The organism is Methanobacterium veterum (genome assembly GCF_000745485.1).
Lineage (GTDB): Archaea > Methanobacteriota > Methanobacteria > Methanobacteriales > Methanobacteriaceae > Methanobacterium_D > Methanobacterium_D veterum.
Genome location: NZ_KN050694.1, coordinates 1 through 26995 on the forward strand (window position 1 = coordinate 1; position 26995 = coordinate 26995).

The 26995-nt window shown below is 29.0% G+C and carries 27 protein-coding genes and 1 pseudogene; 5 read left to right on the plus strand and 23 right to left on the minus strand.

What is annotated here, in order from left to right; all coding sequences use genetic code 11:
• From EJ01_RS13910 to EJ01_RS13955, 10 genes and pseudogenes are all read right to left on the minus strand, one after another.
• Nucleotides 1-2274, minus strand: a pseudogene (locus EJ01_RS13910) (hypothetical protein); the annotation flags it as partial.
• 792 nt (nt 2275-3066) lie between these two features.
• Nucleotides 3067-3510, minus strand: a complete 444-nt coding sequence (locus EJ01_RS13915; RefSeq protein ID WP_048082345.1) for a universal stress protein — start codon at nt 3508-3510, stop codon at nt 3067-3069.
• A 356-nt stretch (nt 3511-3866) separates the two neighbouring features.
• Nucleotides 3867-4334: a hypothetical protein gene (locus EJ01_RS13920; RefSeq protein ID WP_245611222.1), complete on the minus strand. Its 468-nt coding sequence runs from the start codon at nt 4332-4334 to the stop codon at nt 3867-3869.
• A 286-nt stretch (nt 4335-4620) separates the two neighbouring features.
• Nucleotides 4621-5016 (minus strand): HEAT repeat domain-containing protein, encoded by a 396-nt coding sequence (locus EJ01_RS13925; RefSeq protein WP_048082347.1) that lies wholly within the window; start codon nt 5014-5016, stop codon nt 4621-4623.
• A 1047-nt stretch (nt 5017-6063) separates the two neighbouring features.
• Nucleotides 6064-6906, minus strand: a complete 843-nt coding sequence (locus EJ01_RS13930; protein WP_048082348.1) for a hypothetical protein — start codon at nt 6904-6906, stop codon at nt 6064-6066.
• A complete protein-coding gene (locus EJ01_RS13935) occupies nt 6890-8218 on the minus strand; it encodes an AAA family ATPase (protein ID WP_048082349.1) in 1329 nt (442 codons plus the stop codon). The genes EJ01_RS13930 and EJ01_RS13935 overlap by 17 nt, the downstream gene beginning before the upstream one ends.
• Nucleotides 8219-8659: 441 nt before the next feature.
• Nucleotides 8660-9376, minus strand: a complete 717-nt coding sequence (locus EJ01_RS13940) for a hypothetical protein (RefSeq protein ID WP_048082350.1) — start codon at nt 9374-9376, stop codon at nt 8660-8662.
• A 45-nt stretch (nt 9377-9421) separates the two neighbouring features.
• The gene (locus tag EJ01_RS13945) at nt 9422-10003 is read right to left on the minus strand and encodes a hypothetical protein (RefSeq protein ID WP_048082351.1); all 582 of its coding nucleotides are present in this window, start codon (nt 10001-10003) and stop codon (nt 9422-9424) included.
• Nucleotides 10004-10018: 15 nt separating this feature from the next.
• Nucleotides 10019-11026: a hypothetical protein gene (locus EJ01_RS13950; protein ID WP_048082352.1), complete on the minus strand. Its 1008-nt coding sequence runs from the start codon at nt 11024-11026 to the stop codon at nt 10019-10021.
• Nucleotides 11027-11241: 215 nt separating this feature from the next.
• Nucleotides 11242-12003 carry a hypothetical protein gene (locus EJ01_RS13955; RefSeq protein ID WP_048082353.1) on the minus strand — a complete coding sequence of 254 codons (762 nt, stop codon included), beginning with the start codon at nt 12001-12003 and terminating at the stop codon, nt 11242-11244.
• 383 nt (nt 12004-12386) lie between these two features.
• Here EJ01_RS13955 and EJ01_RS13960 point away from each other — a divergent pair, with 383 nt between their 5' ends.
• Nucleotides 12387-12692 carry a hypothetical protein gene (locus EJ01_RS13960; protein ID WP_048082354.1) on the plus strand — a complete coding sequence of 102 codons (306 nt, stop codon included), beginning with the start codon at nt 12387-12389 and terminating at the stop codon, nt 12690-12692.
• A gap of 121 nt (nt 12693-12813) precedes the next feature.
• On the opposite strand, the gene EJ01_RS13965 is transcribed toward EJ01_RS13960, so the two are convergent.
• Together EJ01_RS13965 and EJ01_RS13970 are read right to left on the minus strand one after the other, a co-directional pair.
• Nucleotides 12814-13299: a hypothetical protein gene (locus EJ01_RS13965; protein ID WP_048082355.1), complete on the minus strand. Its 486-nt coding sequence runs from the start codon at nt 13297-13299 to the stop codon at nt 12814-12816.
• Between the two features lie 162 nt (nt 13300-13461).
• Nucleotides 13462-15153: a DUF262 domain-containing protein gene (locus EJ01_RS13970; protein WP_052376228.1), complete on the minus strand. Its 1692-nt coding sequence runs from the start codon at nt 15151-15153 to the stop codon at nt 13462-13464.
• 192 nt (nt 15154-15345) lie between these two features.
• On the opposite strand from EJ01_RS13970, the gene EJ01_RS13975 reads away from it, so the two are divergent.
• A complete protein-coding gene (locus EJ01_RS13975) occupies nt 15346-15618 on the plus strand; it encodes a hypothetical protein (protein ID WP_048082356.1) in 273 nt (90 codons plus the stop codon).
• Between the two features lie 248 nt (nt 15619-15866).
• On the plus strand, nt 15867-16253 hold the full coding sequence (locus EJ01_RS13980; protein ID WP_048082357.1) for a hypothetical protein: 387 nt from the start codon (nt 15867-15869) through the stop codon (nt 16251-16253).
• 77 nt (nt 16254-16330) lie between these two features.
• Here EJ01_RS13980 and EJ01_RS17390 read toward each other — a convergent pair whose 3' ends face one another.
• Complete coding sequence (locus EJ01_RS17390) at nt 16331-16468, minus strand: hypothetical protein (RefSeq protein WP_157197640.1); 138 nt, start codon at nt 16466-16468, stop codon at nt 16331-16333.
• Between the two features lie 171 nt (nt 16469-16639).
• Here EJ01_RS17390 and EJ01_RS13985 point away from each other — a divergent pair, with 171 nt between their 5' ends.
• Entirely contained in the window at nt 16640-17605 is a 966-nt protein-coding gene (locus tag EJ01_RS13985; protein ID WP_157197641.1) for an HNH endonuclease, read from the plus strand.
• A 495-nt stretch (nt 17606-18100) separates the two neighbouring features.
• Nucleotides 18101-18592 carry an NYN domain-containing protein gene (locus tag EJ01_RS13990; protein WP_048082359.1) on the plus strand — a complete coding sequence of 164 codons (492 nt, stop codon included), beginning with the start codon at nt 18101-18103 and terminating at the stop codon, nt 18590-18592.
• A gap of 4 nt (nt 18593-18596) precedes the next feature.
• On the opposite strand, the gene EJ01_RS13995 is transcribed toward EJ01_RS13990, so the two are convergent.
• The 10 genes from EJ01_RS13995 to EJ01_RS14040 all read right to left on the minus strand — a co-directional run bounded on the left by EJ01_RS13995 (nt 18597) and on the right by EJ01_RS14040 (nt 26991).
• A complete protein-coding gene (locus EJ01_RS13995; RefSeq protein WP_048082360.1) occupies nt 18597-19280 on the minus strand; it encodes a hypothetical protein in 684 nt (227 codons plus the stop codon).
• 183 nt (nt 19281-19463) lie between these two features.
• Nucleotides 19464-20042, minus strand: a complete 579-nt coding sequence (locus tag EJ01_RS14000) for a hypothetical protein (RefSeq protein ID WP_048082361.1) — start codon at nt 20040-20042, stop codon at nt 19464-19466.
• A gap of 1 nt (nt 20043) precedes the next feature.
• Entirely contained in the window at nt 20044-20439 is a 396-nt protein-coding gene (locus EJ01_RS14005) for a hypothetical protein (protein ID WP_048082362.1), read from the minus strand.
• Nucleotides 20440-20544: 105 nt separating this feature from the next.
• Nucleotides 20545-21282, minus strand: a complete 738-nt coding sequence (locus EJ01_RS14010; protein WP_048082363.1) for a hypothetical protein — start codon at nt 21280-21282, stop codon at nt 20545-20547.
• A 438-nt stretch (nt 21283-21720) separates the two neighbouring features.
• Entirely contained in the window at nt 21721-21870 is a 150-nt protein-coding gene (locus EJ01_RS17395) for a hypothetical protein (protein ID WP_157197642.1), read from the minus strand.
• A gap of 3 nt (nt 21871-21873) precedes the next feature.
• A complete protein-coding gene (locus EJ01_RS14020; protein WP_048082365.1) occupies nt 21874-22080 on the minus strand; it encodes a hypothetical protein in 207 nt (68 codons plus the stop codon).
• 628 nt (nt 22081-22708) lie between these two features.
• Nucleotides 22709-23878 carry a tyrosine-type recombinase/integrase gene (locus tag EJ01_RS14025; RefSeq protein WP_048082366.1) on the minus strand — a complete coding sequence of 390 codons (1170 nt, stop codon included), beginning with the start codon at nt 23876-23878 and terminating at the stop codon, nt 22709-22711.
• Between the two features lie 92 nt (nt 23879-23970).
• Nucleotides 23971-24633, minus strand: a complete 663-nt coding sequence (locus tag EJ01_RS14030) for a glycerophosphodiester phosphodiesterase (protein WP_048082367.1) — start codon at nt 24631-24633, stop codon at nt 23971-23973.
• Between the two features lie 54 nt (nt 24634-24687).
• Complete coding sequence (locus EJ01_RS14035; RefSeq protein ID WP_048082368.1) at nt 24688-24981, minus strand: hypothetical protein; 294 nt, start codon at nt 24979-24981, stop codon at nt 24688-24690.
• 303 nt (nt 24982-25284) lie between these two features.
• On the minus strand, nt 25285-26991 hold the full coding sequence (locus EJ01_RS14040) for an MFS transporter (RefSeq protein WP_084689241.1): 1707 nt from the start codon (nt 26989-26991) through the stop codon (nt 25285-25287).
• Between the last annotated feature and the right edge of the window lie 4 nt (nt 26992-26995).

Consider the following 26995-nt stretch of genomic DNA (forward strand, 5'->3'; position numbering starts at 1 on the left):
AGGAGTTACAAACAGCTGTAAAACTGCACTAGCACCGCTGGCGAGTGTTCCGACAGTCCATATTCCAGTAGCGCTGTTGTAAGTACCCTGACTTGTAGTATAACTGTTAAAGGTTAGACCAGCAGGTATTACATCAGTCACTTGGACACCAGGAGCGCTTGCTGCACCACTATTATTCACAGTTATAGTATAACTGAACGGTTGACCTACATTAGGTGAACTGTTACTTGCTGTTTTTGTTATTGTCACATTAGATACAGCTGCAGGTACAGATACGGTTACATTAGTAGTTTGGTTTGTGTTTATTAACGTTACATTTTTAGTCACGTTCATACCGGCTAAAGAAGCTGTAGGAGTAACAGACAGCTGTAAAACCGCACTAGCACCACTAGCGAGTGTTCCAACATTCCATATTTCAGTACCGCTGTTGTAAGTACCCTGAGTTGCTGTGTAACCGTTAAAGGTTAAACCAGCAGGTATACCATCAGCTACCTGAACATCTGTAGCGGTATCAGGACCGTTGTTAGTTACAGTTATGGTATAAGTGAACGGCTGTCCCACATTAGGTGCACTGTTACTGGCAGTAATTGTTATACCCATAGTATAATTCAAAAAGTTTGATGTATCCACTGTTCCAACTACATCTCCAGGTGATGGGCCAGTACCAACTCCCCACCAATTACGCATGGCATCTACTGTTCCAGTATTATTTATGAAACTTACGGTCATTACGTTGCCGTTTTGGGTTGTTACTACATTATTGACGATATCTCTACCTGTTGTTGCGTTGTTGCCCACAAGTGCATTGTCAGTTGTTGTTGCTGTAGCATCATTATTTAAGGTTGTACGTGTGAGTGTACTGGTGGTTACAGTTGATGTTGCATCATTGTAGACAGCTCCACCAGCCAATGCAGAGTTACCTGCCATAGTATTGAACCTTGCGGTTATTGTTGCGTCATTGTTTATGGTGTAGTCTGTGAATGTACTGGCACTTACAGATGTTCTTGCGCCGTTGTAGATGGCTCCACCGTTCTGTGTTGCGGTGTTGCCTATTATGACGCTGTTGGTTACTGTTACTGTTCCGCTATTAAGTGCTGTTGTGCCTGTTGTGGCGGTTCCAGTAAGTGTGCTTTGGGATGTGTTTAAGGTTGCGAGGTTGCTAATGGCTCCACCATTATTTGCCCTGTTACCTATAAATGTGCTGCCTGATATTGTTGCTGTTCCACCATTTTGTGTTACGACGGTACGTGTGAGTGTGCTAAAACCTACTACGTTAAATGTTGCATCGTTTGCGATAGCTCCACCATTCTGTGTTGCGGTGTTGTTTAGGAATGTGCTGTTGTTTACGTTTAATACTCCGCCATTTTGGGTTATGGTGTAATCAGTGAGTGTGGTACTGGTGGCTATGTTTATGGTTCCAGCGTTGTAGATGGCCCCACCATTTTGTGCACTGTTGTTTGTGAATGTGCTGTTGTTTACGGTTAAATTTCCACCATTATTTGTTACGGTTTCACTTGTACGTGTGGTTGAGACATAATTTAATGTTCCGTCATTATAGATGGCCCCACCATTTTGTGTTGCGGTGTTGTTAGCAAATGTGCTGTTGTTTACGGTTAAGGTTCCGTTATTGTAGATAGCTCCTCCATTAGTTCCGTTCCCGTTGATGATGATTAGATTTTGCATGTTGACTGTCGTTCCGTTGCCGATTATAAATACGGTTCCTAAATTTTGACCGTCTATCGTGGCATGGCCGTTGTTAAATACGTCAAAATTTAGATTTTTGTTAACAACAAGACCATGTTCTTGAAAGGTTGCCCCGTCCTCAAGCATTATGGTGTCACCGCTTTGAGCATCAGTAATAGCTGCTGCGATTGTGGGATAAACATATCCTGGAGGATTTCCTCCACGAGCAACCGGCACTCCTCCATTATAGATCTGTGGATCTTTTGAAGTTTGATTAATTCCAGAATTTGAAGAATTAGATAAGTTATTAGAATTTGAAGAATTAGATGATTTATTAGAATTTGAGGTAGTAATATCCGACGTGGATTGAACTGCCGTATTTGAATCCTCTAAACTTGAATTAACCCCAGTTAAATTGTTTGAGGTAACTGCTGTGTTATTAGATGTTCCCTGAGCAGCTGCAACATCACTGACAGCGAACGAAAATACTAAAACCAGGCTTAAAAGCAGTAATGGAACCATGACCTTAGCTTTATTGTGCCCAGTAATGGATTTAAAATTGTCTTTTTTTGTAATTGTTTGTTTTTTCATCTTTTTCACCTCCTTTATACTCATTTTAGCTTTATTATATTCATTAATATGTTTAAAATTGTTTTTCTTTGTAGTCGTTTGTTTTCTAATCTTTTTCACCTCCGTTATGTTTTTTTTAAGATATTTAATATGTTATAAATTCAAAATAATCGTTAAATCGGGTCAAATAGCTATAATTTCAAAAATATTTATAATAAATAAATAATTAAAAATGTATTAATGAAAATATAGCCTATTAGTTATTTTTATGCTGTTTACAGCAAAATATTGCGTAATAACATATTTCATATCTAGTATTATATTAATAACTTTTTAATTAATAAAATTTTTGATTATTTTATTCAAAATGAATATACTAACAATTTTAATGTAACTTATAAAATAATTATTAAATGCTGTAAAAAATAAATTAAAATTAAACATTTTGATGGAAATTAAACAGTTTTAAAGTATGTAAATCTTATTTATAGTAATAATAACCATACATTGTTGCATATAACAATTTTTATAACTACTCAGTATTCCTTGACAAAATAGACAACATTTTTTGAAATATCCAAAAAATTATCACTATCATTTATCTCTAATCCAAAAGAAAAGTTTATTTTATGATTAAATTGTTTTATTTTATTCTATTTTTGGAAAATGAAACGTAAAGGCATTAATAAACCTTATTCTTTTGTATAATACCTTTTAAACGGTATATATTCATATAAATTTATGGCTTTAAAATCAAAAGTTTAAAACTATAAAAATTAGTAATAATTTTAAAATACTTTTTTAATTGGAATTTTAACGTACTACTAGTACGGGGCATGATGCGGTTCTTACTACTCTTTCTGCTACGCTTCCAAGTAAAAACCTGTCCATTCCATGTTTTCCTGAAGTGCCCATAACAACTAGATCTATATTTTCTTTATCAACAATTTTACGAATTGTATGGGCAGGATGGCCTTCTTTGCTCATGAAAACTAATTTTATTTCAATGTTATATTTTTCTTTATATTTTAATAAAATATCCTGAACTGCGTTAAAGTAGTTCTTTTCCTCATTTTTTAACAGTTCTTTAACTTTTGATATGGATTCTTTTGATGGTAATCCAGTAAATATGGATGTATCAATTACATGTAATACTATAAGTTCTGCATTACTCATAATTGCAATCCATATAGCCTGTTCTGCAGCTTTATGAGCGGGTTGCGAACCATCTGTTGGCAATAATATTTTTTTATACATTCAGTTCACCTTTAATCTTTATTAACTTTTATAATTTTAGTTTATATTAATATTTATGAACATAATACTATTAGTATTGTGGCAACATTCATTTCAATTCTCAATTTAATGATAAATGGACTAAAGAGCAGTTGCAATGATATCTACTTACCGCCATTTTTCAAAACTCCAGAAATCAGGACATAATTAACCCTATTTTTACATATACTGAATTAAAAACAGTATGAAGTTATGTAATTAAAACAATGCTAATTTTTACTATTCCAATTATAAAATTCTTCATTGAAATTAGTTGAACTTACAAAAAAAGCCAATATTAATCGAAATCCATGAAATTCCGATTATTTTTATTTTACTTATCTTTTGATAGGTGTTAACCATTCAATTACTTTATCTGCGATATCTTCAGAAATATCTTTAATCAAGTCTTTTTCACTCCAACCACATACTTCTGCTTCATCAATATCGCCAACTATGTCTTCTACACGTTCTTGATCACTGTAGGTTCCTATTTCAGATTCACAAAAACTAAAACTTTTGTCATGATTTTCAAATAGAACATCCCATGTCTGTGAATCTCTAAGCTCCCAAAACCAATAATAGTTTTTAACAGTTTCTTCTTCAGGATCTTGCTTAGCAGTTACCTCTTCTTCTTCATAACCAATTATCAGTACTTTATTATTATCTAAATAGATATGTTTCTCCCAAACATCTTTATTTGTTTGCATCCGCTCCAATTTTACTTTTTCTATCATATCTACAAGTTCTTTTTTGTCAATCATTTCTAACTCTCCTAAAATTAAAATATTATGGAAGTTGAACATGATAATTGCATTATTCTATTTAGGGTAAATATCTAAAAGTGAACTGTTTTGAGATGATTAAAAGAATTTAAATGAAATTAGGAATGATCATAAGTTCTCGTTCTAACGATATTATCCCGATTTTTAATTATTTTTTTTATATTTTATAGTTAAAAGATTTAGTTTTTCCTAATTCCTGCACTTCCAATTAAATTTTTTAATTGAACTTTATTTATCCTATAACGATTATATGGTGGTGTTCATTACTAAAGCCTTTTATTTTTGTTGATATATTATATATGGCAGATTATTGTCGTTCTTTTACTGAATTTAAAGCCAGCTGGGCAACTTTCCTTACAACCTGACTTTCGTCTTCTAACGCTTTTTCAAGCGGTTCTATTGCTCGATTATCCCCTACTCCCGAAAGACCTATTGCTGCAGCATATCTAACACTAGCTTTTCTATCGTTCAGTAATTCAATCAATGGTTCAATAGTTTTAGTATCTTCATAAACAGCTAATGAAAGAGCTGCAGCTTCTCTAACATGAGAATCTTCATCTTTTAATGCTTTAATTAGGGGATCTACGGCTCTGGGGTCTGCTAATTCTGCAAGAAGTTCAGCAGCATCTTCCCTTCTACTCCTCTCTCCATTTTCTAGTTCTTTTACCAGATAATCTAAATCTCTTCTTTCTGATTCAACCATGTAATTCCTCCTTAAATTATATTTTGTTGCAAGAACTTTAAATAACTTATTCATTTTTCATTCTTTTTTATCATTCTCAACTTCTTTGATAGAGTGACCACTTACCATTGATTCAGACTATAAACAAATATCTCATTTAAACATACTGAAAATAGAATAAATTTGGAGTTTTATCAAGATATTATGAGTGCGAATATAAAGAATGCGAAGAACCTAATGGATGTAGAAAACGTATTTTTCAAAAATAGTAAAATAAATAGTAAAACAGATAAAAATAAAAAAGAAGTTATTTATTCAATATAAACCTTTAATTAATTTAATTTATTATGTAATTGTCTTTATAACGTTTAATTATTATACAGTTGGTTAAAGACTAAACATGGGCTTTAAATATCCTTATTAATATTAAATTTAGATTAAAATTTAAGATGTAATTCAGTTTATACTCATGGGTTCTGGAATTAAGTCCTATCTCAAAAATAATATATTCTATCTATAAATTAACTTCTCATGAAAGATTATGGTGCTAATTTTAAAATAGATATCCGCAGTATGTAAAAACGCTTACTTTTTCTAAAATGCCTCAAAAACTCCCCTTTAACATGAATATCGATATATTCTCAACAAGATTAGTATTATAATATATAAAGGGTAAATAGAGTCATTTTTTCCTAAATTGTATAGTATAAAGAAAACTATTTAAATATTTCCATGATATTTGATAAAAATTAAAATAAAATTGAATTTAATAAAATATGCTAAATATTATAGATTTAAAAAAATGAATTTAAGGAATAAATAATAGTTAAAATGTGAATAAAGTCTATTTGAGGAATAAATTTTATTCCCCACACAGTATATTGGTGCCTCTCTTTCAGAGGGCGATATCATGCTCATAGCCATAATCATGATATCCATGATTATTGTAGCTCTCTTTATAGAGCTATGGGTTTTTTGTTTAAATCACCATAGAATGAAATTAATTTTATTTTAGGGCATGCGTCTATACTAATCTTCTTTTAGTAAAACTATTAAGAAAAAACATTTTTATTTTGATATTTCATTAATAAAACTAGTGAATTCTGTTCCATTTCTAATTTTAACTTTATTAAATGGATATGGACTTAATCTTTGAAGACCAGAAGGATTTTCCTTACAACTAAATTTTATAGCATATTGCTTATGACGGTTGTGTGCAGGATTTTTTTGACAGCTTTCTTGAATTATTATGTATTCTTTTTTACATCCTGCTAAGAAAGATTTAAATTTTGTCACATCTGGAATGATACCTTTATTTTGGCAATATAGTTTATAGCTCCATGGTATAATGCAGTATAAACTCTCTAAAGCCTTTAAATATAACAAATTTTTCTTGGATTTTCTAGCCGCTTTTTTTGATTTTTTCAATAATTTTTTTGTATTATCAATATCTATTTCATGTCCAAGATGCTCACCTATTTTATTAATTAAAATAGTATCTTCGTCTATTTTCTTTAGATTTTCAATTAATTTATCTAAACCCATTTCAATATCTGGAATTATTTTATCATTCATAATATCCATTTTTTTAAATTCTATAAAATATAATTCGATAGTTCCATTTGGACTAAGAACATATAAAGCATCAGCCGAAGAATATTGAAAATTTAAGTTACACCCTGATTTTAAGCAGTCATGACATTTTTCTTTCTTTTTAGGTATTTCTTCCTTTAAATAAAGGACTATATCATCTAAAGATAACATCTCCACACTATTTACAACGAAAGGCATGCCTGGAATAATTTCTGAAATTTCTGTTACAGATTTATAGAACTCTTTTTTATTTTCAAGACTATCTATGAAATTTTTGAATTCAGTTAAAGTTAATGTAATTTTAATCCCTGCCTTCAATTACATGTTTTGCATCAATTTTACCACGTATTTCATCAATATCCTCATAAGGTTTTCCTAAACAATTATAGATATCCATAAGACGATTTCTATCTATTTTATTGATATTGAATTTTCCATTTTTAGCTTCCTCAGTTAAATAGAAATTAGTATCTTCTTTGATGTTATGGTGTTCAGAATATACTTCAATTGCCTCTATGAAGTGGGGACTATGGGAATTAACATAAAGAGTGACATTCAAGTCTCTAGCTAATAGAACTAAAATTTCAGCAAGTTTTACTTGCCATTCTGGGTGTAAATGAACTTCTGGTTCATCAATAATCAGATAACTATTTTCAGGTAATTTTCTATTTTCTAATAGCATTTGTAATATACCTAATGTTTTTATTCCTGTAGCGACGTTTTTAGATGAGAAAGTATTATTTTCTTGTTCAAAAATGAATTCTGCTGATGAGGTATCAAATTTAACATTTCCTCCAACGATTTCTTTTATTTTTTTCTGAATTATTTTCTGAAATTTTATTATATTTTCATTAAATCTCTTATCAAAAACATCTCCTTTTTTCTGGTCCTTTAATTTCCTAAGAAGAAGTTGTTGATGGTTAATATTGGATTTTCTTACATAAAATGGGATATCTTCACTTAAAAAATCAAGAATATAAGGAGTTTCAACATAGGAAACTTCATTAACCTCAATGCATTTCAAATAATCATGTCTAGCCCATATATAGGCAACATCTTTGGGGATATTTATTTTAACTTCAAAATAACAGTTTTGTTTGCCGCTCATTTTAATGAAACTGTTATCACAATTTTCATAAATTTGCCTTTGATCAAATTCTATATCTAATAATGCATCCAATGTTTCATTAAACAATAGATCTCTATCGAAAAACATAATATTAAAAATTTCTCGAAGTTCCTTCAATTCTTTTTCATTAAAATTTTCAGTTTCAGAAAATCTTAGAAAAGCATTAAAATCATTATAAAAATCATTATTCCATGCCAGAATCTCATAATTATCCATATAATTAAATAAATTTTCTGCTAAATTAAATAATTCATTTCTTCTAAATTTATTGTCTTCTTTTAAGAAAGATTTATTGATAAAGGATCTTAACCTATCTTTGATACTTTCATTTAATAAATAAGTTCCATCTGGAGATACTGAAGCTAATAAACAGTAAAATAACTTACTTGATGTAGTCTTGCCACTTGCATTTTGTCCAGCTATTATATTGATTTTACCAATATCTATTTCAGCTTTATTTATTGGACCAAAATTTTTTATTTTAAATTTCATTTCTTTCATGATAATACTACCAAAATATGAGTTATTAATTATATGATGTTATGGTTTTATAATAATTCTGTATTAGTTACACTTCTAACAGTTTAAGTCTAAAATCTTGTTTTCATATGAAATTAATTGAGTTTATATATGATTATGAGTTTTATATACATTTAATTAAGTTTGTATATTTCTTCGAATATTATTATTTTTATTTTCATTCATTTTCTTTATTTTAACTTCTAAAAACTTATATATTCAAATATTAATATTTCTATTGGAATTAGAGTTTATATTTAATATAGAATTTTTTATAATATTACTATCATTAAATAGTATAGAAAAATGGTAAAAAATTGATAATATAAAAGAATTAGTGGTTAACATGTATTTTTATTTTAAATGAAATAAAAATTTAATGAATGAATCTTGAAATATAAATATTTTGAAAAAAAATAGAGGTTAATTAATTTTTTCCTCTAATTTCTGTATTTTGTTTGTTATATTTGCGAATGGATCTCCTGATTTAGCATGTATAATATTGATTCTATGAGCATTTTCTTCATATATTAACTTAGCATTAAATTTGTCTCGGAAATCCTCTTTAAAAATTTCTTTATAATCAATTTTCTCTACTAAATAAATAGAAATAGAATATTTCCCCTGAGCATCTTCATTTGAGCCTATTTCATAAGAAAAATTAAGTTCTTTTTTGCCCCCTCCTTCAAATTCTTGCTCTAAAAAGCAATAGTCATCATTATAATGGAAAATTGGATTTAGGGACTCTTTTTTTTCAGTAGGAGTAATCTCAAATGTTTTTTTGGGTTTTTCTAATACTAAAACATACCGTTTCCATTTTATTAAATCATTATATGCACTATCTAATAATTCTAAACTAAATTTATAATGAGATTTATATTTTGGATTAAACAATAAAACAGGGGCAGGAAATCTTACTCCCTGAGTTAACTGTGGGTTAAAAATAAACTCTTGAGATGATATTTTTATTGGTATAAATTTATAATGATAGAATAAGGCATAGTAGCTTATGAGAAATATTATCAAAACCGAAAGGGTTATAATTGCCACATATATGGTATCTAGTTTTACTGCAAGAGGTATCGCAAATAAGATTATGCCACTAATAAATGCAATTATTGTATTGTGATCTTCCCACATTTTACATATGCTTATTTTAAGAGTATCGCGATTTGGCATGAGAATCTAGTTTAACATTGTTTCTTCAAATTTTTGGAACACTAGTTCCATATCTTCATCTTTTGTGTTAGGAGCAAACATCAATGCATTTCTATAATAATAAAATACAATTCTTTTAGAAGCCATATACAGAACTGCATCAAGAAGTTCGAATTCTTGTAGATTAGTTTCACATATATCTATTTCTTCGTCTGAACTATCTATTATTTCTCCATTTTTAAAAAGGGATGCAGTCACTGTTTTAAAAGATTCACAAAGAAGTTTATATTCGCGAGAAATATTAGGAATAAATGGCATTAATTTTCCTTTAATATGTGAATTAAAGAAATTAACTGCTGTAAGTTTGTGGTTATTAAAAGCAGTTATGATAAGCATCAATTTAGATTCTTTTCTAAAAATGAAAGGTATATCTACAGCCATTTGATTTTTATTTTTTATCGTGATAATTCCTCTAATTTCGCTATATTTTTGCGAATAATCTGAATTATGGAGTTTAAATAGGATTCCCTCTTTTTCATGAGGACCTTCATTAATATGGCTAATATTTGCTTCTCCTTTAATTTCGTAGATGTAGGAAAAATTATTCATTAGTCAGACCCCTTATTAAGTTTCTCTTTTTTCTTTATATTCTTTTTTTAACTCTTCTAGATTATTCTGGCATTCTAAGATTTGATTATTGAAAGAATTTTCAATCTCTTCTAAAAATGCTTCATCAGGATATCTTTCTGGAGCATCTAAACCTTCCCAATATTTGAGAACATTAACCATTTCTATTATAAATGGAAATACGATTGCACATCTTTCACCATGATCTTTATGCTTCAATAAGCTAGTAATCTTAATATGGATGCCGTTATTAGAGATAGTTACCCTTAAAGGTTCTTTTCTAAAATCAAAGTCTCCACCTATCGAATAAAATTTATGCTTATTAACAAGGCCATAAATTGCAGGTAATGTCATAAGTGCTTCAATAGACTTATCTATAACTAACCTTTTAGGAACAATCCCTGTACTAGATTTATTTTGAGTTACTCCATCTGCAATAATATTTACGAACAATTCTGGAAATAGCTTTCCTTTTGCATTATTTAATCTATAAGGAATCCACATTAAAAAATCATGTTTAAATACAACATCAGTAAATTCTACTTTATTGATATTAGTAAGTTCATTATATGCATCTTCACATAATTTTTTAGGTCCATTCATTAGAATTAGATTGTATTGACGTATCCAAAATATGTCAACGGTTTCTTCTGTAGGTTCTGTGTTAGTTCCAGTATATCTTTCAGAAACGTACTGGATTTTTAGGATTCTATTAACATCAATATAATTAGTTATCCCTAATGGATTATTTTCTGAATGTATCTTAATATAGAAATTTGTTATTTCAAATAGCCCATCTAAAGGTCTAAATCCTTTACCTCTAGATTCTCTATTTCCTTTAACATAGTTAGGTAGTCTTCTTAGTTCTAGTCTATAGAAATCATCATCTTTTTCTGCATTTGTTTTGAGAATCTTTGAAAAAACAAGCCCTTTTTTATATTTATTAACTGATTCTTTAGGATTTTCCTCTATAGATTCTTTTAACACAGATCCTTTTTCTGCCATTAGGTTATCCCCTTATTAAAATTTGTATTAAATGTCTAATTAATATTTTAGGATAACACTTAAATAATTATCTTATTTATACCTACTTTTTGAATTTAATTACTAATAAATAAAATGTGAGCATTTGAAAAGTAATATTTATGAATTATGAAATCATAAAACAATTTTTGTGAAAAATAAATAAAAAACAAACGAAGAATTGTTATATAACCTATTCATATTTCAGGAGATGTGATGAACGATAATAACTTTTCTCCCATTGGCATAATTAATGAATCCATCTTACCATTTGGTTCTATTTTAAACTCAGGATCATACACCAAAAGTTCTTTTGATTGTAGATCTTTTAAAATATGTGTATAAATATCGTCTTTTCCTTTTAATGCAGGATATTCATATTCTAGCACTTCCCCTAAATTAAAAACTAAATAATAAACTTCTTTAATTTCATTACCTTTTTCAGTTATATTTGTCTGTAATTCTTCGACAAATTTTGGAGATTTGGGTTCATTAAAGAATTTTAAAAATTCTAGATGTAATTTTGTACATGAATCTATAATATCAAGTAAAATTAATTGTAAATCTTCTTCAGGAGAAATATTATTCAATGCAGAGTTCAAAATAGCATTTTTTAAAGCATTGAGCTTTTCATTTTGATGATTACAGATTGCAATTTGACTTGCACGCATAACAGTAGTAATAAACATTTCATTATCAATAAGATCCTTCATATTAAATTCAGGCTTTCTATTTGCCAACTCATTAATGGCTTCTAAGAATATCATCATCCATTTATCGCGTCTTTTAGCTAGAGGGGGTGTAATTGCTGCTGAAAATAATACTGAAGCCGGTCCGCCTAAAATTGGAATATAATTCATCAAAGATGAGGCTACTGCATGTAATGAATCACCTTTACTAATTTTTAAATCTTTTAAGAGTTGATCTGGGGTTAATAGTTCATTATCTTCACTTACCATAAAAATTATTGATTTATTTTAATTATTAAAGTTTATTATGAGCATACTCATTTTTCCATCTTTTACTTGAAATCTTAGACTGGCATCTACTCGAAATATGTAAAGTTTTACATTTCAAACTTGCAAGTAAAAATCTTAATTCTGCTTCTTGAATTGCTTCCATTAAATGTATATATCTTGTTTCATGTGAAATTATTTGGTTGTATCGGTAATATGTTATATGTGCCATGTATTTTGATATTTTCGTTTTTATGGTTTTATTAGATAGTGTAAGAACATAAGATAACTACTGGGATAGAATAATATAATTTATATTGTTAAATGATTAATTGATTACTAAGTAATATTTTTAAAATCTATTAATAAAAATTGGAGGTATATCTATGAGAATTGAGTATGGGCTTATAAATGCAGATACTATTGCACGTGTTGGGATAGACTTAGATCCACCTGAAAAGATTGAGAATAAAGACCTATTTAAAAAATGTCTTTCAAATGATTTAAATAGCTTTGATTGGTTCAAAGAAGTGAATTTACATGGTTATTCTCATATTACCATATCAGTGGATGTGGACTATGACAATCTATTAGATTATCCTAATAATGACAACAATAAAAAACGTGAAAAAATGGAACAAATAAAGAGTAGAATTGAAGAAAGCGTGCATAGATGTCTTAATCAATATTAATCTTAATGTTTCATTTAGTAATTAGTTAGATTGACTAATATTTATCTCTTTAATTTTCTTATTTTAACTTTTATCTAATCTCCATTTTGTGGCTTCTAATAGGCTTTTGTCATATAAATATTTAATATATCTTTAAACTATTCAAGATAGTAGTATAAACCTTATAATCTTCTGTTTCTTGTTGATTTTTAGCAGTTGTATCTACAGATGGAGTTATAGTTAAATAACCTTTTCCCATATCAATTAGTGTACTATATGCTGTTCCACTGGCGTAATTGTAAACAATTGAATAAGCAGGTTTTCCTGCAATGGTTGTTTTATTAATTTGTGCATCTTTACCATTTTCTTTAATATATTGATCTATTGAATTAATGCGCCATCCATACTTAATGTAACTTATTGTACACAATGGAACATATTTATCTCCCACTGTAAGGGTCCACATGTCCTCTGATCCATCGCGGGTAACATTTAATCCTGTTGGATAATCAAAAGCAATTTTCTTATTATCAAAATGATTCGTTGGTGATGCTTTATCGGTACACCCTGAAATTCCAACTACTCCTAAAATTAAAAATAAAACTAAAATTGATGCTTTCTTTTTCAAATTATCATCCCGTATGATAAAAATGCCCAAATGTATAAAATTTTGATTAGTTTTGATGAATAATATATGTAATTTAATTTATAGTCATATTTAGGGGATGTAATAAAAGATAAGAAAGTTTCCCCAAAATATAATTTACTATTAAAATAGATAGTGGTAGGATCAAAAATTCCAAATCTTTAGAGCTGTTTTTGCAAGTTCATTTGATCTTTCTTTAATCTGTTTTTCACCCCATTCTTTTTGTTGAGATAAGTGACGATTTAATTTTAAACCACTCTGTTTAAATCCATTTTTCATGTCGCGTTTTTCTTTAAATGTTTTATTAGAATATTCTTGATTGTAACCAGTTAAGGTTAAATTACCAATGGATTCTAAATATTTCCTATGTGTTGACTCCCAATCGTCCCCTAAATCTTTTTTCCACTGCTTATTAAGGGTTTGGGGCATGATATGTTCAATTTGCATTTCATTTAATTTTACTATTTCTTTATTATCTGGATATTTTTCTATTTCTTCGAGAATGTATCTATTGACTTGTCTGGGGGAATTACCATCTTTAAGACATGTTCTAAACTCCTTTCTATCTGGCATTCTTTGGTTTCCTGTGCTATTCATTAATGTTTCTTTTAGTGATTGGGCTATATTGGATTCATCCAGTGATGTACATATCCTTGGAAAATATTTATTTAATGCACTTACATTAATACCACAAACTGCTCTCCTTACCACAAAAGTCTCAATTGCATGTAAACAGTCAATAAAATCTTCTATAAAGAACTCTACCTTTTGATCCCTATAATTATCATATAATTTGAGTAGTAATGGATAAGCTGTTGTACTATTTAGGCGGTTAAATTTCTCAAAATAAATTTTTAATTCCTTTTCTTTTTCATTTTTAGGATACAAAAATTTACTATAATATTCAGAAAACCGGTGGAGTCTTTTCATTATCTTTATTACGCCTTCTTGACCCATTGTAGTTTTATCTACAAGTTCTTTAAGTGTTATGTATAATCCATTAAATGTTGGTAGGTCTCCCTCCATAGCAAGATAGTGTCTAATGAAATTATCCATTCTTTTGTCTTTTCTTTTTCTATTTTCAATTTCTTTATCTCCTTCTATAAATGTCTGTAATGGTAACCATATGTTATTATAAATTTCTTGCTGATTTTGGGGATTTAATTTCATAAATAAGTAATTTCGAACTAAATCTGCTTGAGTTAGTGGTTCTCCGGTTCCATTAAGTGTTTCGAATATTAAGTAAGGATCATCATTCTCTTCTAAATATATATCAACAATTGAAAAATTGGATAATATAGTTCCTTTAATTAAATCTAATCTGCTGATTTCATCTATATCTGCAAATATTTCCTTAAAAAATTTATAAGATCCAAAAATTAAGTTATTGGACTCTTTAATATCTTGTCCTTCTGTTATTTTATAAAAAATCTTTCGATCATTTTGAGTAGGTATTAATTTAAATTTATGATCGGCACGATGCGGATTCATTAAATATAAGGCTTCGATTTCAGTTATAGCGGGATTTTCTGGATCTAATTCTTTGATTCTATCCCTAAGTGTAGCAAGTATAATATATATTGTTGTCAATCGTTGTTGTCCATCTACTACAGTGAACTCTGAAACTGTCGAAGCACTGCCGGGCGTGGGCATTGTTACAAAAGAACCAAAAAAATGATGCTTTTTTTTATAATATTCTGTTTCTGTTTCTTGTATGTCCAACCACAATCTTTCTATATCTCCCTTTCCCCAAACATATTCTCTTTGAAATAAAGGAACTATAAATTGTTTACTTCCTTCTAAAAAGACTCGAATTTGAGTATCATTTGCTTTCATGTTATCCCCATCCCCATTAGAATTTTAATTCAATTTTAATGTCAATTATAACTTTATAATATTATTTGCTATTACAATTGAATAGAAAAGATTATAGCAACTATACTAAAATAATAACATATTCTCGTTTTATTATATTTTCAAACGGCATTACTTCATACAATAAGACATTATATTTTTATAGGTGATTAAATGTCTAAAAGTGGTAAACGTAATTTAAAGTTTGGAATGGGTATAGTCGAAAAGGGAATAAAACCATACATAATGTCTCATCCAGATTTTCTAGAAGATTTAAACCATGGAGACCATGTTGTTTGTATTGAATATAATGATTTTGGAAACTTATTAAATAGAATAATAGAATTACAAGATACTATCCAAAAATTAAGTTTAAATCCTAAAATGCTAAAGAAAATTAGAATACAACAACTAAAAGAAGAATTAAAAGAACTTGAAGATAGTTAATTTTCAAAAAATAGAAGAGTAGCTCTAACAAGTGTAATTTTTGCACTAACTGAACCAACTCTATTTGAATTGTTTCCAAAATGGAACATATTCAGTTATTCAGAAATTCAGAATATTTAAGTTATAACTGGACTTCCTAGCATTCGTTTAACATCCTCTTACTTTTTTAAATAAATAAGAAAAGTTTTAAATAGTTGTACATTAATTATAGTGTATAATTTCATAAATCTATAAACCGAGGTATTATAATGTTAAATCAACCATATGTGAACTATTTATATTACGATCCAAATAATAAATTACAAAATTTAGTATTTAGCGGATATATAAATCAAAATCTTTGGGGATATCTGGTTCAGCCCGCACCAAATTTAAGACAATTTAATTTTGAACATCATCTAAATTTAGATGATCCCACATATTATACTGTAGATACAAGAACAAATAATATAATTAGTACAATTAATTCGTTACCACTTGAGGAATTAGTTAACGGTGGAATTAGTGTTGCGTCTAGGCATGTTTCAAAGCAAATTACAAAAAAAATGTATACTGAAGAAACTCTCGAAAAGGAGCTTTTTCAACTTACTACTCAAAAAATAATTGCGGAACTTGCGAAGATGTTGCTTAGGTAATAATATTTAATATTTGAACAAAATAATTTTAAATTTTTGAAAAAAGATTAGAAGAGCAGATGCAGTATATGAAATAATTAGTTTTTTTTTAATTTTTTTATTTTAACCTCTATATAATCTCCTTCCTGCACATTTGCAGCTTCCAACAATATATTTGGGATATAAATTTGTTTTCCGGTCTTTTTTGTTATACTCGTATAATATTCTTCTTCCATGATAACCACTTATAACCATATATAACTAATTTATTTATAAATTATTTTGTTTATATTGGTTTTATTTCGTAATTATGGCTATAACGAAGCAATTAAATAAGTTCTGATTGGATTACAACTTAGTTTTCCATCAAAATAATTATTAATATTTATTATTTATAATATATTACTATGAATGCTGAAGAATTGTTTATTATGGAATATTTGAATGGGAATAGCCATCCTCACACTATACTTGCTCACATAGGTTCTATTTCATTGAATTCTGATCAATCAGTAAAATATCTATCAAATGTATCCAGTGATATAAAATTTAAAATCTTTGAAGAAATCAAAGAAGGAACCATTTGGGAGCCACGTATAGCTCTTACACCTTTACAAAAAAAAGCTATAATAAAAAGAGACAAGAATAAATGTATTGAGTGTGATTCTGAGCAAGATTTAGAGGTTCATCATATAGATTGTAATCCTGGAGACTATTCCCAAGAGAATTTAGTAACATTATGTAAAAAATGCCATCCTAAAGGAGATAATACTGTATTTTGGATTCCTTATTTAGAAAAAAAAGTTGAATCAATGCCTAAAATTGATTTTCCTAAATTTAGTTCAAATAGAAAAGATGTTAAGTTCATTGAATATCACAGGGCTTTAAAAAGAGAAAATGAAAAACTAAAACATTATAAGAGAGAAAATGAGAATCTGAAGAATTATAAGAATGAAGAGTTAAAACAGCATATTATACAATTAAAAATAGAAAATAAAGAGCTAAAATATGATATTAAGGAATTAGAAATAGAAAATAACAAACTAAAAAATGAATTAAAATCTAAAAATCCATTTCAAGCGTTTAATTACATTTATATGAAGTATCAATCTAGCTTAGAAGAACGTAGAAAGTTAGAACTCAAACATGATTCTTTAACTAAAATAATAAAAGATAAAGAACGCGAAATTTATAACTTAAACGAAAAATTATATCATTCTAAACTTAGGGCTAATAGACTAGAATTAGAATTGGCTCAAAAAGAAAGTAGCAAATTGATGTATTTAAAAATTTACATAACTAATTATTTAAATTATAAATTCGATAAAATTGCTAGTTATTTCAGAAGAAAATTGTCAAATTTAAATGATTAACTTTTACAAGTATAACTTTTTGACTTAATGAAACAATTAGAACATAAATTGTATACTCTATTTTTAGACTCCATAAACTTTGAAATATAGCTATTATATATATTTAATTAGTTTATATATTAGATATGTCTTGAAATAGCTATTTTAATAAAGCATCGTTTGATGTACTAATAATATATTTATTTAACTATTTTAATCAAAGTAATTTTTTGTAATCAGTATTATATCTACTATTTATATTTTATCCTTGGAAAATAGTGGATTTTTCAATTCCTTATTTTAATTTTTTGCATAACTTTATCAATAATTATATTAATCAAGAAAAACAATAAACATATTGTATATAAACTTGCTTACCATGAAGTTGCCGAATTCCTCTACTCTCAAAGGAGTTTTGTTAGGAGGAACTATTCGGCTAAGCTTTAATGGTAAATGTATATTTTCGAGAGAGTTACTTTGTAACTCTCTCTTTAAATTAATAACGGATTGTAATTCATGTTAACCAAAGGTATGGTTTTTGTTGATGGAAATTATTTTTATAAGGGTCTTGAAGATCACCGTATTGATTTTTGCAGTTTAGGACAACATTTATGTTCACCATATAATCGATTGTTCCGTCTTTATTATTATAACGTTCAATTTAAGCAAGAGATAAACCCAAATACGTATAAAGAACAGCAAAAATTTTTTGATGCAATACGAAATAGCGACTATGTGATACTTAGACGTGCCAATAATCCATATGAGGCTAATATTAAATTAATTGTTGATATGATCAGATATGCTAGTAATGATAGTTATGATGTAGGAATACTTGTTTCTAATAATCCTATTTTTCAACCTGCTATAGAAGCTGTAAAAGGCTTAAGTAAAAATATAGAACTTGCATCTTTTAAATGGAACCGTTCTAGAAAGTTAAGAGATATATGTGATAGGGAAATAGAAATTAATGAAAAACTTTTAAATAAATGTCCCTTCAGAAAATAAATAGTTATTTGAATTTTTGAACATATTTATCTAATTCTTCCACATTAAAATCGAATTCTTTCTGTAATTTACGTAATTCTTTCAACAAATCAAACAGCTTAATATGATAATTTATTAGAAGTAGATCATAATCTTTGACCACTATTGAATTATTATAAATGTGGTAATTTATTATTTTATAATTCTCTTTCATTCTAATATATTGATTTATTTTTTCCATATTGCTTGCAATATCTCCTAATTTTGAGATATATTGGTTTACATTCTCAATACCATGTCCCGAATCTTTTAATAAAGTTTTAGATTCATGCAATACTGGAATATTTAACAAAATCATATCCCAAAAACTAGTTTTAAACTCTCCCATACTTGAAGTTTGAACACCTTCTTTCGAAATTGAACTCAATTCTGTATCAAGACAAGAAAAATTGTTCTTTAATATTTTTAAATCTTTAGGTAGTTCACTATCTAGAACTCCTTTAATTGTATTTTCTATTTTTTCATTGTCTCGTTTAAAGTCAACATATTTGTAATATGCAGTAATATCAAGAGTTATAGAAGAACCTATCAACACTGAAAGAAGAGTTAACATTTGTGTTGATAAATTAAAAATTAATGCTGAAACAACAAAGACTACAATTAGAACCGATGTCAATAATACTAAAATAATTATATCACTTTTGTTCATATTAAATAATATATTTTTATTTAAATAAATCTTTTATTAATTCTTTACTATTATTATTTCCAAATTAGATTCAATAAAATATTTTTTAAATTTTTTATTTTCTCAAATGGAATTTTAATGAGGCAACTAAAATAAAATAAAAATATTTAATTTTTATAGATTATTTTATTAAATTTCTTTCATTCAATTCAGTTTTAATTCTCTTATTTTTCCTTTAGACTCATATATATTAATGAACTTCTTATAATCTTTAATAAATTCTTTGTCTTCATCAGTCAATTCATTAAACTGGCCTGAATTTCTAACAACCCATTTTAGTCTTTCCATAAAACCATTAATGTCCTTTGGAATTTCAAATAATGTATTTAATGAATTTTTAGCTTTATCAAGGTATTCTTTATCATCTGTAAATTCAAATTCTTCTAAAGAATCAATGATTAAACCTACTTGTGTAGTATAACTCATTATTAAGATATCTTTTTTAATCCATTCTGATCTAATCATCGCTTTTAACTCGTAGATAATCTCTTCTAAGGTTTTCGCATCTTCAACGAGTAAAGATGCCCTATGGGATTCTACTCTTTCAAGCAGGCCAATTATATCATTAAAATGTTTATTAAATTCTTCATCATTGTGATCTATATACAATGCTTTATGTGCATCGTAGGACATATTATGATAAATCTTTTTAAGTTCGGGTAAAGGTAATTCTAATAAAAGATCAAAATATTCATCTTGTAATTTCTTAATATTTTTTTCCATATTATATCTCCTTAATTTTGAATTTGGTTATTTCTTCTCCTAACGATTCTATTTTTTCAGTTAAACAACTTTCTTTAAGTTTAAGCTTGTTTTCATTCTCTTTTAGTTCATTACTTCTTTTTACTTCGTTTAATAATGATTCCATATTTTTTGCTAAATGTTCAATATCAAAGTCCTTTTTTACTTGGTTATATATGCTACACATATAAGCTAAGGTTTTGAAAACAGTTATGCGTGCATTAATAATTTTAACGTCATTATTCGTGATTCTACCATTATTAGCCTTATTATGTAACCATTCAATGGATTCCATCAGTTTAGACAAAACAATATCTCGATCATCATACTTGATTTCAGAATTTGATGTTATAATTTTGTTAATGTCATGTTCAGACATGCTTTAAAACCTCCAAATAAACATTATAGTAATCTAAACAACTGAAATAAGACTCCATAATTGTTTGAAGTTTAACCAAAAAATAGGGGTAGGGGTGTACCCTTTCTAATGGCATTTTAGCATGCCTCCTTCAATTAATGAATTTTCATTTACTACTCTTGCAGCTGCAGGATCTAAAACTTTCCAAATACCTCTACTAACTAATTGAAGCTTTGATTGATTTTCCAATTTGTCAATTACTTTTTTACCTTCTTTCTCTGATATTTTTCCAAGCTTACAGATTTCAATTAACTTAGTTGTTTGACCTATAGCTAATTTTTTATAAATCCTGTTAGCAGTATCCTCCTTTACATTTTCATAAGAGTATTGCTGTCTTTCTTGGATTTGAAGGTCATAGAATTCTTTTAAGTCATTTGAAATAAACTTGAATCTTTTCCTATTAATCCGATAATGACGAGTACCTTTCATTTGCTTTATTCTACCACTTTGCTTTATTATTTTACTCCATTTTCTCCAGTTATATTCAGAATCTTTGCCTGTTATTTTAGCTACAACATTTTTCAAATATTCGGTATCAATTTTGTCAAACAGATATACATTTTGATTGTCAAAATTCTTGAGAAAGGCAGGTATTGTTAGTTTAATTTTTTCAACATCACCAGTGGTTTCATTTTCAATATATAAGTCCTCACTAAGGGGACCTACTTCTACATAATATGTTAAAGCGTTTTGTGTCTCTTGTCTTAGTACTCGCCACTTAATCCCTCCATAATGATTTTTAACAGCATTTGTAAATTGATTTTTAACGTTTTCATCTATTTCAGGAAGTTTTTTAAGAGCCATTATAATTCCTCCTGAAATAAAGAATTTAATTCATGGGATAACCGACGTTGAAATTTTAGAGAAAAAGACTTTTTCTTAGATTGAAATCTTGAAAAAAAGACTTTTTTTCCTTTACAATAAACATTTTTAATATTATTAATACTTACTAATAATAAACTATAATGTATATATAACATATTTGTACTCTTGTTTTTTAAATAAACAAAATTAAAACATTTATAGAAACTTTTAAAATATTTTAATAAGCTATTTTTTGAAATAAAACATATTATGTCATTATTCATATAATTTTTCAATGATATTTCTAAAGTTTTTTTCATCTGTAACCCTGATTGACTAGTGGTGACGGTGATTTCATATTTTTGATAATTAGTTAATTCACCGCTTTTTACAGTAATAAAATTCCAAAATTTTAGAAATTCTTCTTTTATCAGGTTATCACTGTCCACATTTTCTATTGATTTCATTTTTTTCTAGATCAAGAAGTTCTTTAATGGTTTTTAGGAATTCAGGTTTTTTGGGATTCTGTTTTTCTTTTTCATAAATTTCCTCAAGAGTTCTTTTTTCACCCTTGTAAAATATGAACATAGTTTACCACCCTTTACCTTCTAAATAACTTTTTAATCCTTCTTTCTCAGTTTTATCGATAAATATGTCAATTGAATCACGGAATAATTGAGTTATTGGGATATTAATATTGTATTCTTTAAGAAGACATTTTTTGAACTCTAAAATTTTTTTATATTGTTTTGGCTTAATATAAGCTGATATTCTCCTATAATTAAAATTATTATTCATTATTATACCTCTATATATTTTTTATTGGAGAAAAAAGCATTAATAGCAGGTTTCATAAAATGAAAATCAAAAGATATAAATCACACTAAATCCCATAAAATAAATGGGGAAATATGATTGGCAGTTTTTCGGACGCCGTAAATCTTATGACCGGTTGATGCGCCAACATCAACCATAAACCCCACTATTAGGGCTTTTTTTACTTCATATTATACTCTAATTATAATCCTATATATAGTTTTAGCATTTTCAATGCCTATTTGTCTTTTATATTCTCAAATAGAAATGGGAAACCTTATATAGGATGTCACAAATTCATATGTGAACTATGAACTAAATTGACTTAAAATTAGCTTGATTATTGAGAAAATAAGTTAATTAAGCAGATATAATAATCCTGAGTAGCTATATCTTTAGAGGCAAAAATGCTATGCAATGTCTTTTTAAAAATTCAAAACCATAATGATTATTCACAATTATTAAAATTAATTAAGTCTTAAACTCTTGATCTAAAATGTCTTCTCTTTTAACGGTTCTAAATACTTTTATGTTTATCTTCAAAATTAAAATGTATCAATTAAAACTATAATTATTAAAAAAAATTTAAGAAATATGGATTAAGATTGGTTTACTTTTTAATCCTCGCTTCAGCAAATTCTTTATCACTTAAAAGCTCTTCCATTAGTTTTTTTGTCTGTTCCATTTCGTCTTGACGCTTCTCTAGTTCTTCAATCTTTACCAATGCTTTCTCATAGTCCTCATTAGTTACAACTCTTACTTTGATTTTATCAGTGATAGATATTTTGTCTAAGTGCTGCATGTATTCTAGCTTAAGAGCTGTTGGATCCTCAAGAAAATAAGCACTCCTTACAGAATCTTTAATGTCGTGACCCAATAACCAATCACAGCTTATTTGGTTCATACCACTGAGCCTTAAATTTGTAGCAAAATACTTTCTAAGGTTATGGCTTCTAAAGAAATTTAATGATCCATTTTTAGTGAACCCCGCTTTTTCATTAATTTTCTGGAAGTATTTAGCAAATGTACCTTTTTTTAGAGATCCTCCTCTACTACCTTGAAATAATGGTTCATCTAAGTGTCCAGTGTGAGTTTTACTTCGTTCCAAGTAATCAAGTATCTTGTAAATACTTTCAGGAGAACTAAAAGTAACATAACTCATACCAGTTTTAATTCTTTCAACTTTCCAAGTAGCAACAGGAGTTTTAACTCTCTCAAGCTTTTGCCTTAACAAAGTTAAATCTATTTCACCTTCGTGAGGTTGATAATATTCTTTAAGGCTTTTTATAAAGTCTTTAAAAGTTAAACTTATTATTTCAGATCTTCCCATTCCTGAAGATGCCATAAGTAGAATAATGGCTTGGTATTTTACATTTGCAAAATCTAAAGCAAGTAGAATATCTTCTTTGCACGGTATATCCTTACTAGTTAAAATTTGTTTGCTTTTACGAGTGTTAGGTTGTCTACGTGTGGGTAATTCTATTTCATATTCTCTGTAGAAACTTCGAATTACACTTAATGCAATTCTTATACTCCTAAAACTGTATTCTATGCTCTCTAAATGTTTACGGTGTTCTTTGAGATATTTGTTTATTTTTCTATGTCTAGGTCGAATTCCTTCTTCTTCCTCTTCATCAGCTTCTTGGATAAATTCGGAGGGACTTAGACCTATGAAATCACTGTAATTTTGTAAATGGTAAGTGTATATTTCTCTGGTTGCTTCTGCTAGCTGGCGATCCTTGTAATATTCTTGAACTATTGGATCATTTTCTACTTTCATAAAAATAAGTTGGTTTTCCTAGTATTTAAAAGTATAAAGTGTACTTTTTTATCCACTTGTCTTTTTCTAAAGTATACTAAAACCTAATTTATTCATCTTTTCTCTATCAATTTATTGGTCACTATACCGTCAACACCCATTTCAACGAATTTTTCAAATATTTCAGGATCGTCAATGGTCCAAGGATAAACCGATATCCCATTTCTATGGGCCTGTTTTACCATATCTTCATTCATATATCTATAACTTGGAAAAATAATGTTGGCATTGGCATTAGATGCCATCTGGTTCACATCTACCGGCTGACAGGTAAATATAATCCCCGCATCTACAGAATGGTTCATTTTCCTTGCATTTTTAATGCTTTTGTGGTAAAAAGAGGTCAATATGACATTTTCTAAATTATTTTCATCTATTTTTTCAAGGATTTTACCTTCGGTTCCAGGCTCTTTAATCTCAATTACAAGTCCTATTCTGTTTTTTACACATTGCATTACTTCTTCTAGTGTTGGGATTGTTTCTTTATCGCCAGCGTCAAGTTTTTTAAGTTCTGAAACCGTATAATCCTTTACAAGCCCTTTTCCATCTGTCGTCCGGTTGATATCTGCATCATGCATTATAACAAGCTTGTTATCTTTACTTACCCGCACGTCAACTTCAACAAAGTCCGCACCCATCTTTACAGCCATTTCAATTGCTCTTATGGTGTTTTCAGGCTCTAAAAATGATGCACCTCTATGGGCTATAACCTGCATTTAGTACACCTGCATTAAAATTAATTTAAATCAAAATAACAAAAAGAAAAAGAATTAGTATTCTTCTTCGCACCCGCACCCGCAAATGTCTTCGTCGTCTTCTTCCATTTCAATGTTGTCTAATATATAGTTAATTTTAGCTATGAGGTTAGAAGCTATTACTCTAAATGGGCCGTTGTCTTCAATTAGCCCTAAAGTTAAACTGTCTATTTTTAAAGTTTCAATATCTATTTCTGTAATTTCAATGTCGTTGCTTGCTTTATATAAAATGTCGTGTACTCGTTCATTTATTTCTAACACCACTAATTGATCTAAACTGGTTATAGTAAATACATTTTCAACTTCCATTAAAATCGTCTCCTATTTCTTAAAATGTTTTATTGCATGATAATATCAGTTTTTGAGGTTATATATTTTTCTAAATTTTATTTTTTAACTTTAAATTGGATATTCTACCAGATTCAAAGGTATTTAAACCCCGGTTAAAATCAACTTAGAATTACTTAAGTATGTGGGTTAATTTTATTTGATGGTTGAATTGAATATCCTGCTGTATTTGAAGGTATTTAAACCTCATGTTAAAATCAACTTAGAATTACTCAAAAAAGTATATGGATTAACTTTGTTTTTCATGTATGTTAATAGAACCTTTTATTTTGCAGCAATCATTTTAAGCAGATTGTTGGTTAAATCTCCCCTGCTTATGATGCCAATGACTTTGCCATCACAGTCAAGCACAGGAAGCTTTTTAAAGTGGTGCTTTGACAGGATATTCATGGCCTTTTCGAATGTATCTCCTTTTTCTACTGTGTACAACTGTTTTTTATGCAGGATACTGCCTGCAATTATATGCGCTACATTGGTATTTATTTTTTCAACCAGCACGTTCTGCTCTGTTTCGCCTTCTTCAACAAGTACACTGTAGATAAAATCACGAGCAGATCCTTCTTTTGGTGCAAGGTAGCGGATAATATCCCCGTCGCTGACTATTCCAATTAGTTTATTATGGTTGTCGACCACTGGAACTCCTCCAATATTGTGTTCAATCAGCAGTTTCAGCAGGTCTTTAATAGTCGCTTCTGGCCTGATGGAAACAACGTCGCGGATCATGAAGTCTTTAACTTTCAAAACATTTCCTCCTAGTTTTTCTTCAATTTTTTCAGCTCTATCAACATGGTAAACATGTTTGCGGTTTATCAGCACAAATACCACAGAACCAAGGACAAAGCATCCTCCCACAATAAATGGGACATGGGGTGAAAATAATTCGGCTAATATTCCTGCTAATGCAGGGGCAATTGCAGAACCTATAAAACGCAAAAAACTGTATGCAGCAGATGCAGTGGAACGTTCAACAGGGGCAGCGTTCATAACGGCGGTTGTAATCAGTGTATTGTTATTTCCAAGCAGCGCGCCTGAAAAAATAATGCATGCAATAACAACCCATTGTACCGATGTCCAGATACCCATAACCAGGAGAACAACTGCAAACAGGGTTAACATTACACACATGGATTTAATTGTTCCAAACCTCTGCTGAAGTTTAGGCGCCACGAAGACCGATGTAACAGCAAGCAGGACACCCCAACCTACAAATACTAGTCCTATTCCAAAGGCATCTAACCCCATGATAAACGGCGCATATGCAAGGAGGGTGAAAAAGCCAAAGTTGTAAAGACACGCTGCAATCCCAAACACCCTGATGGGGCGGTGTTTCATAGCCCTAAATGGATCAAGTAAAGATGTAGTTGATTTTGTTTTAGTTGGGGCTTCTGGTTTCTTTGGCATTAGGGTAATAAGGAAAATGAATGCCACTGCCATTAGTATGCCAACCCCAATAAATGGATATCTCCAGGATGCTCCTCCAAGTAAACCTCCAAGGAGGGGACCTACTGATATTCCCAGGCCAATGGCTGCTTCGTACAAAATGACAGATTTAGCTGTCCCACTTTTTGAGAGGGTTACTATGGCAGTTAATGCAGTGGCCACGAAAAGGGCGTTGCCTATTCCCCAAAATCCCCTCAGCCCCACAATTGTCCAGATGTTGTTTGAAAGACCTCCGAGAGTTGAAAATGCTGCTATAATTATGACTCCCATGATTAATGTCTTTTTGATACCCAGTCTTGTAGAAATAGCCCCTGTAATGAGCATGGCTACTGCCATTACTGCATTATAACTTGTAAACAGCAGGGTAACTTGACTTGGGCTTGCCCCTAACTGATTGGAGATGGCTGGTAGAATGGGGTCAACAAGCCCAAGGCCCATGAAAGCAACAATGGATGCGAAAAATACGGCCCATACTGCTTTAGGTTGACCTTTATTATTTTCTGAATTTGATGGGGTAGATGATAATGACATTTTT